Here is a 10,643-nt window from a genome sequence, read left to right on the forward strand (position 1 = left end):
AWATTTAAAGCAAAATCATAATCTTACACAAAATTAGTTTTCAAATTGTCATATTGATGATTTTTTTTATTTCATCAAGAGTTTTCGACAAAATTAAAGATTATTTTCCACTTTATTATCGCATAATATGTTGTAAAATAGAATTAGTTAATATTATGAAAATAATTTTCATGGTGAGGTTGATGAAAGGAGTTTCTATGTTGTCTCTGTTAACATATGATAAAAATACTTTGACTGATACTGAACTATCAGTTATTGAACAAATTATTCAAAATCCTGTGCTATTTACTAGTAAAACAATAACTGAATTAGCAAAAGCTTACTATGTTAGTGAATCAACTATTACCCGAATGGCAAAACACTTAGGATTTAAAAATATTAAAGAATTACAAATGCATATTTATGAACGATTAAATTTTCTAAACAAAAATTACGAAACTAATGAAACCATGAATTTAAAAGATATCGCTAACAATATGCGTGTCTATTATTCTTATAGTATCCATGAAACAATTGACAATATTGATTTAGAAGTCTTAGACCGCCTAATTAATGATATTGTTATTAAAAAGCGAATTTTCGTCTTTGGCATTGGTGCATCTTTTCTTGCTTGCCGGGTGTTACATAGTAACCTTAATATGATTGGTTATAACTGTTATACAACAGAAAACATTCATTCGTTAATGGTTACTCTTTCAAATGCCGAACCCGATGATTTAATTATTATTTTTAGTAAATCAGGAAAGACAAATGAGGTTGTTAATATTATTAATTTAGCAAATAAGCTGAACATTGATGTGGCTTTAGTTACTAATAATCCGAACATTGATCAATTATATAAAATTAAACATAAAATTTTATTTGAAGTTCATACAAAAGAAAATGAGCGTTTTCCAGCATTATCTTCTAAAATTGTTCAAATTTTAATATCTGATATCATTTTTCGAAGTTTATTAAAAATTCATCCAAATTTGGAAAATAAGATTAACGCAGCTAACGCAATTAACGAAGACTACAATCAAAGTGCTAATAAAAATAAAGACTCTTTTAATTAAGAGTCTTTATTTTGTTCATTTTCAAACATCTCTTTTGTATAGTTAAAGACACTACTATACTTTTGAAGAATATCAGTTACTGCTAAATCAGCTTTAATTTTTCCTGCTGATAAATAAATAACCCGCTCACAAAAACGTTCAATTTCTTCCATATTGTGTGATACGAGCAACATTGCTCGTTGATTAATAATAATATTTTGTTCTAAAAATTGAAAAATAGTTTCTTTAACTGCAATATCTAAGCCAGTTGAAACTTCATCCAAAATTACTAATTGTGGCTGATGAATAACTGACAATAAAATGTTTAATCGCTGTTGCTGACCTCCTGATAATTTAACAATCTTTTTTTAGCAACTTCTGTTAACTGATAAATGCTAATTAATTGTTTAATTTCATCCTGCTGGAAAGATAACTGAAATACTTTACAATAATATTTAATCATATCCATTATTGTTAACCCATGTGGATATTGGGAATTTTGAAACTGCATTCCAATGGTTAAATTTGGTTGATAAATAATTTCACCATTATTAGGCTTTCGCACACCAGCAATAATCTCGCTTAATGTTGTTTTACCACTTCCATTAGCACCAATTAAACCAATTTTTTCATGTTGATGGATTATTAAATTAACATCTTTTAAAACAAATTTTTGATGGTATTTTTTGCTAATAGCTTTGGCTTCTAAGATAATTGCCATAAAATCCTCCTATTTTAAAGTAAATTCTTCCTTATTTTACCATTAAGGAAAAGATTTTCATTTTAACTTTATCGTAAATAAAGCGTAATTTGCCAAACTATACCATTTTCAAGAAAAAAGATTCCATTTTATAATCTCCAAAGAAGTATTATAATTGATCTTAGGAAAGTAAAATTCTCAATTCCATCAATTTTTGGTATCATAAATATTCATTAACAAGATTTAAAAAGATATATTTTGGGCATAAACTATAATTGTAACGGCAATGAACAATATGACATAAAATAAAAAAAATGATATTATTAAATATCATTTTTTTATCTAAAAGTACTAATTTTGATTTGTTGCTTTAAACTTTCCACTAACAATTTGTCAGCAATCCCTTGACTAAATGCTGTCGCTGATCCAGCACAAATACCAGTTAACATTGCTTCTTGATAATCATCTGTTGCTAAATATGTTCCAACAAATCCAGCAACCATTGAATCACCAGCGCCAACTGAATTAATTAATTGTCCTGTTGCAGTATTACCAACATAAACATTTGTTGGAGTAATTAAGATGCTCCCATTCTTACCACTACTAATTAAAACATTCTGTGCCCCTTGTTCTTGCAATCTTTTTCCTAAAGCAACAATTTCTGCTTTTTGAGTAAATTGGTAATTTGTTTCAAATAGTTCATTTAATTCCGCTAAATTTGGTTTAATTAAGAATGGTTTAGATGATAAAGTTGATAATAAAACATCTTTTGTTGCATCAACAACAAATAAGATTTCATTTTCATCACAGTAAGTACTAATTGTTTGATATAAATCAGATGGACAATTGCGTGGTAATGAACCAGAAATAATTAAACAATCATTTTTGGTTAATTCTGTTTTAAGAATTGTTAACAGTGCCATAACATCATCAGCACTAACAGAAAAAGCAAGACCGTTTAATTCTGTTTCTTGTTTTATTTCTAAACTTTTAATTTTTATATTAGTTCGGTTTTTACCATTAACTTCATGAAAACAAGCACCAACCTTTTGCTCTATCAAATAATGTTCAAACATTTCCTTATTATCACGCCCCCAAAAGCCTAATGCTGTAGTTGAATATCCTAAATGTTGCAACATTACGGCAACATTAATTCCTTTGCCACCAATTACTTCATACTCACTAATCGCTTTATTAGTTTCTCCTACCTGGAAATTAGGAACTTCAATAACTTGGTCAATTGCGGGATTTAATGTTAATGTATAAATCATTTTTTCGTACTCTTTCCCTTTTTATTTTAGTATTATAAAAATCCAATGAGTTAGGTTTTTACTTTTTAAATTAAATTGCTAAAATAATTTTATTGTTTTTAACATTATGCATTCTTCAAAATCCAAGAATCAAGGCACTAATAAAGCTTCCAATAATTAGTGCAGTAACTGAAATTAAGACTGCTACTCCAATTGAAGCACCATGATTAGCAATACTAAATCAATTTTTACCATTATCTTGAATTTGCAATAGCGGAAAGACAAAAAGCCCCCCGTGAGGTGCTGCTAAGGTTACACCAAAACCACTAACAATTGCACCAGTAATAGCACTTCCAACCATAATTGATGGAATTGTTCGTTTTGGGTCAGCAGCAGCAAATGGAATTGCCCCTTCGGTAATAAAACATGCGGCTAAGAAATAGTTAGTATTTCCTTGCTCAACATCTTTTTTTGTTCAATATTTTTTAAACATTCTTGTACATAGAGCTAATGCTAATGGTGGTACCATTCCTGTTAACATTGCACAAGCCATAAAGACTGTTCCCCCATTCGTTGAGCGAATTCCTTCATAAGCTGTTTGTGTAGCATCAATTGTTAAGGTTCCAAAGACATAGGCAGCTTTATTAATTGGTCCACCCATATCAACAGCCATCATTAAACCAATAATAATTCCAATTAAAGCATTTAAATTATAATCAGCAATTGCTTTTAAACCTAAACTTAAACCGTAGTTTAAATATCCTAGTGGGATATTTAAACCAAACATTAAGACTCCTGCTGCTAAAGCTGTTAGAACAGGGATTAATACAATATCACGAACTCCTCGTAGTGATGGGTGGAACCGAGCAAATCCTTTTTGGCATCCATATACAGCAAAGGCAACAAGATAACCACCAATTAAGGCTCCAAAAAATCCTGAGTTAAAGTTTGAAATTGAATCAGGGAATAATCGCCCTCATGTATTTGCTCATCCCGTTTTATTTTCTGCATCATATAACATTCCATGAGCATTAGCAATTAATCCTGCTGTCATCCCGGGTAATAATCCTTGTGGTCCCACAATCGAGTAACATACATAAGCACCTAAAATTGGAACGATCATACCAAAGATTACTTTTCCTAATCCTGAAAATCATGCAGCAACATCACGAGTTACCCCAAAATCTTTTCCTGTTTTACCTGAATCTAATAAGAAACCAATTCCTAAAATAATTCCTCCAGCAACCACAAATGGTAACATTCGTGAAACTCCTCCTAAGAGGTTTTTTGTTACATCTTTAAAGTTTTTTAAACTTAATTCACCAACTTCATCGTTACCACCTTTGCCACCTTTGCCAATTGTTAAACGTTTACCATTCAAAGCATCTTGAATAACATTAGAGCCATGGTAAATAACATCTTTTGTACTTGTTTCTAAATATGAAACACCCTTAAAACGATCCATTCCCGTAATTTTTTTATCAATCCCAAGAATAATTGCTTTTGCATTAGCAATGTCGGTTGCTGTTAAGACATTTTCATTACCGCTACGCCCTTGCGTTTCAACTTTAATTGTTAAGCCCATTGCCTTTGCTGCTTCTTCCATTTTTTCTTTTGCCATATAAGTATGGGCAATTCCAGTTGGACAAGCTGTAATACCAATAACATCATAGTGACCATCGGTTTTCATTTTATCGTGGTCAGTAACTGGTTCAATAAATGCTTTAAGAATACCAGCAAAAGTTTTTGCCGCACGAATTTGGGCTACAACTTCACTTTTTCCTAAAAAACCAGCTAATTTTGCTAGTGTTTGTAAATGTTGCTCTCCTCCTTGTTCTGGCGTAGTAATCATAAAAATGATATCAACTGGTTTGTTATCTAAACTTTGTCAATCAACTGCCTTTTCTAATGTCATAATTGCAATTGATGGTTTGGTAACACTACTGCTTGAACAGTGGGGAATTGCTAAACCATCACCAACCCCCGTTGGACCTTCTGTTTCACGTTTTTCTAAAGCTTTAATTAGCTTTGCTGAATCAGTAACTGTTTCATTGTTAACTAATGCTGTTGCTAATGTTGCAAAGACTTCAGTTTTATCTGTCACAGAAGTTTTTAAAAAGGTTGTTGCTTCAGTAAAATAATCAATTATTTTCATAATTTTTTATCCTTTGATCCTTTCTATGAACTTGTAATAATTTCAACTTCCGAACGAGAAGCGAATTTTACTAATGATTTAATGTTAAATTTTGATGAATCAGCAAGAATATAACTTTTTGTTGCTCGTTTAATAACCTCTGCTTTAATCATTGCTTCATCTGGGTCGGTCGTATATAAATCCTGACCATTAATCCCATTTACGCCTAAAAAAGCACAATCAATTTGATATTTTTGTAAAGTCGTAATGGCTTCTCAACCAATTAATGCTCCTGTTTGGTGTTTATATTTTCCTCCCAAGACATAAACATTATTAAATTCTCCTAAAGCTAATAGTTCTACATGGAAGATTGAATTAGTAATAATTACTAAATCATCTGCTGGTTGTAATAACTTAATTAATGCTAAGGTTGATGAACCAGCATCCAAATAAAGGCACATTTTTGGTTTAATTTTTTTAACCGCATGGCGTGCAATTAAATATTTTTCTTCCGCATGCTGTTGGATTTTTTCATTTAATTGTTCTTCTATCCGAACCTCATAACTCTTTTGTAATTTAACACCACCATGCACTCGTTTTAATAACCCTTGTTACTCCATTTCCGTTAAATCACGGCGTAATGTTGTTGGTGATAACTGCAATTGTTTAATTAAGTCGTTAACTAATACTAATTGTTGTTCATCTAAACAAGCTAAAATTTTTTCTCATCGCAATTCTTTTAACATCTTCTCACCAATTGTAATTATATCTTATTTTTAACCAAAAACAACCAAAAAAAAAAAAAAAAACCATTACTTTGTAACGGCTTTCTCAGTATAAGCTTCAATAACATCTTGCTCTTTTAAATCATTATAGTTTTTAATTGTTAACCCACATTCAGCCCCTGTTTTGGCTTCTTTAATATCATCTTTAACATGTTTTAATGATGCCAATTCACCACTATAAACGATAACTCCATCACGTAAAACTCGAACTCGTGATTTTCGTGGAATAATACCATCAGTAACATAACAACCAGCAATAGTTCCAATATCAGAATGACGGAAAATTTGACGTACTTCCGCTTGTCCTAACACTTCTTCAACCATTTCTGGATCTAACATTCCTTCCGCTGCGGCAACTATTTCTTCAGTTAATTTATAAATAATTGTATGCAAACGAATTGCAACACCTTCATCTTCGGCTTTTTTCCGAACATGAGCTGTTGGACGAACATTAAAACCAACAATAAATGCTTGACTAGCTAAACCTAATGTTACATCACTTTCAGAAATTGCCCCAACAGTTGCTCGTAAAACATTAATTCTTACACCTGGAATATTAATTTTTAATAGACTTGCTTTTACCGCTTCAACTGTTCCTTGAGTATCAGCTTTTAAAATAATATTAATTTGTTTTAATTGTCCATCTTTAATTTGGGCTGATAAACTTTCTAACGAGAAATTTTGATTTTTATAACGTTTATTCATTGTATCAATTGTTTTTCGTTTTAAAGCAATTTCACGTGCTAATTTTTCATCTCGAAAAACCATAAAACGGTCACCAGCATTTGGTACTTCATTTAAACCATGAATCATAACTGGAGTTGATGGTCCTGCTGATTTAATTTTTTTACCACTCTCATCAGATAAATCACGAACATAACCAAAAGTATAACCAACAACTAAGGCATCTTTAATATTCAATGTTCCTGATTGCACCAATAGTGTTGCAACTGGTCCTAAGCCACGATTTAAGTGTGATTCAAGCACTGTTCCTAACGCAAAACGATTTGGATTTGCTTTTAATTCCAATTCCATTAAATCAGCCATTAATAAAATTGTATCTAATAATTCATCAATTCCTTGTTTTTGTTTAGCACTTCCTTTAACATAAGAAGTTGTTCCTCCTCACTCTTCTGGAGTTAATTCTTCTTGTGATAATTGCATTAAAATATTATCTAAATTTATTCCAACTTTATCCATTTTATTAACAAAAACAATAATTGGTACGCCAGCTGCTTTGGCATGATCAATGGCTTCTTTAGTTTGCAACATTACACCATCATCAGCGGCAACAACTAAGACAACAATATCTGTTACTGCACTCCCTCGTGCGCGCATTTGTGTAAAAGCTTCATGTCCAGGAGTATCAACAAAGGTAATCTTTTCACCATGTTTCGTTTTAATTTGATAAGCCCCAATATGTTGTGTAATTCCCCCATGTTCTGTACTTACCACATTAGTATTACGAATGTTATCTAATAGGGTTGTTTTCCCATGATCAACATGGCCCATAATTGTGACAATTGGTGGTCGTTTTTCTAACGAAGCAGGGTCATCATTAACTTCAAAACTTTCAATTAAGTTTTCATGTGTTACTGATTTTTCACGTTTAAAATCTAACCCGAATTCTAAACATAACTCTCCCAATTGCTCTTCAGTTAAAAAAGTATTTTGATTTAACATTATTCCCTTACTAAAAAAGTATTTAATAATTTCACTAACGGGTTTATTAATTTTTTGGGCAAACTCAGCAATAGTTAATGCCTCATCATAAACAAAAACTCCTTCGGTAATATGTGCTTCAACCGTTTTTAATTGTGATTGAATCCGATTTCGTTGTTTTTTAGCTAATGTTTTTTTATTTTGTTTGTTATTTTGACTACTCATCTGTCCCTCCTCCTTTTTGAATTTTAAGAATTATTTAATAATGTCAGCAACCGTTGGGCAAGATGTTGGTCACTAATACCAATCATTTTAACATTATTTGTTCCTAAAGCTTGTTGGGTTAAATTGAAATCAAGGCAACTAAAATAAGGGATCTTATAATAAAAACATTTTTGTTGATATTTTTTTGCTTGCGTAGCACCAACATCACTGCTTGTTAATACTAAATAAACAGTTTTTTGTTGAATGGCAGTTAACAAACAAGCCCCTGTGATTAGTTTACCCCCTCGTTTGGCTAGACTAAGATAACTATATCCTTTTTGATCTATCATCGTTAATCTCAACCTTCACTAATTTCACAATATAACATTTCGTAAAATTGATCGGTTAACTTTGTTTTTAAAGCACGTTCTAACGCGTGAGTCTTTTTTGCTTTTTCATAAATCTCTAATGTTGGTCGTAAATAAGCACCGTGCCCATTGGCCTTTCCGGTTGGATCAATAATAATTTCCCCGTTTGGTGTCTTAACAATTCGTACCAATTCTTTTTTTGGTAACATTTGTTGTGAAACAACACATTTTCGTAAGGGAATTTTTTTATGATTTGTCATCGATATCCCTCCTAGTTAATTATTTATCTTGATCATAATAATCATCATAGTCGTCATAATTAATTTCATCGTCATCATCATCTTGATTTTCAAATTGTTCACTCTCAAAATAAGAAAGATTATCTTCAATTTCTTGAATTTCATTTTCTAATACTTTAGGAGTTGATTCTGTTAAATCATCAACATGATAATTTTCTTCATCTAAAATCATTGTTTCTTCAGCCATTTGTTCTTCAATAATTTCAAATTTTTCAACTGGTAAACCGGCTGTTATATCAACAGTATTTGTTTCAACAGTGGCTTTTGGTTTAATTTTATCTTTTAATTTAACTTGTAATGCACTAAGTTCATCAGTTGTTAAATTTCCATTTCATAAAATTTCAACTTGTTTCGTTAACGCTTCACTATAACTCATAATGTTTAGTTTTCATTTTGTTAACTTTGCAACTAATTTTGCGGCACTTCCACCTTTTCCAATTGCTAATGATAATTGCTCATCAGGAACAACAATGTGAGCTTCTTTTCCTTCATCATTAGTTGTAATTGAAATTACTTTTACGGGTGATAATGAGTTAATAATAAATTGTTGACTATTATCATTATAAATACAAATATCAATTTTTTCATCTTGTAATTCAGCTGTTACTTTATTAATTCGACTGCCCTTGCTACCAACACAAGCACCAATTGGATCAATATTTTCATTTGTACTATAAACAGCAATCTTACTACGACGCCCAGGATCACGAGCAATTGCTTTTACTTCAATTACTTGCTCAAAAATTTCTGGAATCTCACGTTCTAATAAACGATATAAAAAATCATTGCTTGTTCGTGAACCAGTAATTTGTCCTGCATTTTTTGATTTAACAACATCTTCTGCTAAAAAAGTAATTGGTTGGCCAACTTCAAAATGGTCAGAAAAGATCAAATTTTTTCGAGGAATATAAGCAAATGTTCGTTCGACTTCAACTAATAAGTATTTTTCTTCAGCAGCAATAACAACACCTGTCATTAAGTGTTCTTTTTGGATAATATATTCATCAAAAATTGAATCCTTTTCTGCTTCTTTAATTTGTTGTTTAATAATTTGGCCAACTTGGAAAATTGCTAATCGTGAAAATTCTTCTGAATTAATTGGTTCATAAACTTTATCATCAATTGTAATTTGCTCACCATATTTTTCTTTGGCTTCATTTAAACCAATTTCTAATAAATCATCTTCTACTTTTTTAACAACAGTTAATTCTTTTTCAACTTTAATTTGTCCTGTTTTTTGATCAATCTCAACAATAATTGTTGCTTCTGCATCAAAATGTTTTTCATAACCCTTCCTAATTCCTTCTTTAATTGAATCTAAAATTAAATCACGACTAATTTGTTTTTCACTAACAATTTCATCAATTGTTGACAATAATTTTGCACCATCAATCATGCTATATAACATTCCTTTCTTAAAATTTAACCGCACAACGCGCAAATTTAATATTTTGATAATTTGTTTGCAAGGTTTTGCGAGCACCTTTAACAAAATAAGTAATAGTAAGATTTTGTTGCTGATCAACCATTGATAATTCACCAGTAACTTTAACTAAATTATTAACTTTTTTGTTAAATTCTAAATAAACATACTCCTTAACATGTTGTTGTAGTTCATTTCAATTTCGTAATGGTCGCTCAGCACCTGGTGTTGAAACTTCTAACAAGTATTCTTCTTAAAATAAATCAAGACTATCAACCAATTCATTAATTTCTTCACTAATAACTGTTAGGTGATCTAAATCAAGCACAGTTGTTTTATCTTCAATTAACACTTGTACAAAATTTGTGTCAAACTCTTGTAAATAATTAATTGCAAACAAAGTTAAATTTTGCTTTGCTAAATAATTTTCCAAAGCTGCCTTCAATTTTGTTTCTTGTTGTATAAAATGTTCTATTCAACACCATCCTTTCTTAATCAAACATAACTAAATTTATGGCATTAAAGAAAGAGCACGTTTGTGCTCTTTCTTGACCTGTTTTAATTACTTTATTATTATAATACCTTATTAATAAAAATGCAACAAAATTAAGAAGATAAATTAGGAAAGGTAGAATAAAAATAAAGTGTTATATCATATTTCAGTTCTTTTTTAAGATATCTTTCCTTTAATTTTGTCGAAAACTCTTGATATTTATAAAATATACCTAAAATTAGGTATATTTTTAATATATGGAGGTAAATAATTAATGAAAAAAATAATTAC

At 30.4% G+C, this 10,643-nt stretch carries 12 protein-coding genes and 1 pseudogene; 1 reads left to right on the forward strand and 12 read right to left on the reverse strand.

Annotation, left to right across the window (positions count from 1 at the left end; translation table 4 throughout):
* Positions 1 to 197: 197 nt before the first annotated feature.
* Positions 198 to 1,055, forward strand: coding sequence for a MurR/RpiR family transcriptional regulator (locus tag EHV01_RS01230; RefSeq protein WP_422065867.1), 858 nt, complete (start codon positions 198 to 200; stop codon positions 1,053 to 1,055).
* Here the strand turns inward: EHV01_RS01230 and EHV01_RS01235 are convergent.
* The 12 genes and pseudogenes from EHV01_RS01235 to EHV01_RS01290 all read right to left on the reverse strand — a co-directional run bounded on the left by EHV01_RS01235 (position 1,052) and on the right by EHV01_RS01290 (position 10,304).
* Entirely contained in the window at positions 1,052 to 1,351 is a 300-nt protein-coding gene (locus EHV01_RS01235; protein ID WP_422065868.1) for a hypothetical protein, read from the reverse strand. The genes EHV01_RS01230 and EHV01_RS01235 overlap by 4 nt on opposite strands.
* Before the next feature lie 15 nt (positions 1,352 to 1,366).
* Positions 1,367 to 1,755: pseudogene (locus EHV01_RS01240) on the reverse strand (ATP-binding cassette domain-containing protein); the annotation flags it as partial.
* 317 nt (positions 1,756 to 2,072) lie between these two features.
* Positions 2,073 to 3,005, reverse strand: a complete 933-nt coding sequence (gene pfkB, locus EHV01_RS01245) for a 1-phosphofructokinase (RefSeq protein WP_422065856.1) — start codon at positions 3,003 to 3,005, stop codon at positions 2,073 to 2,075.
* Between the two features lie 70 nt (positions 3,006 to 3,075).
* On the reverse strand, positions 3,076 to 5,139 hold the full coding sequence (locus EHV01_RS01250) for a fructose-specific PTS transporter subunit EIIC (RefSeq protein WP_422065857.1): 2,064 nt from the start codon (positions 5,137 to 5,139) through the stop codon (positions 3,076 to 3,078).
* 23 nt (positions 5,140 to 5,162) lie between these two features.
* Positions 5,163 to 5,711: a DeoR/GlpR family DNA-binding transcription regulator gene (locus EHV01_RS01255; protein WP_422065858.1), complete on the reverse strand. Its 549-nt coding sequence runs from the start codon at positions 5,709 to 5,711 to the stop codon at positions 5,163 to 5,165.
* An 18-nt stretch (positions 5,712 to 5,729) separates the two neighbouring features.
* A complete protein-coding gene (locus EHV01_RS01260; protein ID WP_422065859.1) occupies positions 5,730 to 5,864 on the reverse strand; it encodes a DeoR family transcriptional regulator in 135 nt (44 codons plus the stop codon).
* Positions 5,865 to 5,930: 66 nt separating this feature from the next.
* Positions 5,931 to 7,790 carry a translation initiation factor IF-2 gene (gene infB, locus EHV01_RS01265; protein ID WP_422065860.1) on the reverse strand — a complete coding sequence of 620 codons (1,860 nt, stop codon included), beginning with the start codon at positions 7,788 to 7,790 and terminating at the stop codon, positions 5,931 to 5,933.
* Between the two features lie 23 nt (positions 7,791 to 7,813).
* On the reverse strand, positions 7,814 to 8,119 hold the full coding sequence (locus EHV01_RS01270) for a L7Ae/L30e/S12e/Gadd45 family ribosomal protein (protein WP_400248790.1): 306 nt from the start codon (positions 8,117 to 8,119) through the stop codon (positions 7,814 to 7,816).
* Between the two features lie 2 nt (positions 8,120 to 8,121).
* A complete protein-coding gene (gene rnpM / locus EHV01_RS01275; protein ID WP_422065861.1) occupies positions 8,122 to 8,397 on the reverse strand; it encodes an RNase P modulator RnpM in 276 nt (91 codons plus the stop codon).
* A gap of 19 nt (positions 8,398 to 8,416) precedes the next feature.
* Positions 8,417 to 9,832 (reverse strand): transcription termination factor NusA, encoded by a 1,416-nt coding sequence (gene nusA / locus EHV01_RS01280; protein WP_422065862.1) that lies wholly within the window; start codon positions 9,830 to 9,832, stop codon positions 8,417 to 8,419.
* A 19-nt stretch (positions 9,833 to 9,851) separates the two neighbouring features.
* Positions 9,852 to 10,103: a hypothetical protein gene (locus EHV01_RS01285; RefSeq protein WP_422065864.1), complete on the reverse strand. Its 252-nt coding sequence runs from the start codon at positions 10,101 to 10,103 to the stop codon at positions 9,852 to 9,854.
* Between the two features lie 9 nt (positions 10,104 to 10,112).
* On the reverse strand, positions 10,113 to 10,304 hold the full coding sequence (locus tag EHV01_RS01290) for a hypothetical protein (protein WP_422065865.1): 192 nt from the start codon (positions 10,302 to 10,304) through the stop codon (positions 10,113 to 10,115).
* Positions 10,305 to 10,643 lie beyond the last annotated feature (339 nt).

The sequence above is a fragment of the Spiroplasma sp. hy2 genome, from assembly GCF_044714365.1.
GTDB classification, from domain to species: Bacteria; Bacillota_I; Bacilli_A; order Mycoplasmatales; family Mycoplasmataceae; genus Spiroplasma; species Spiroplasma phoeniceum.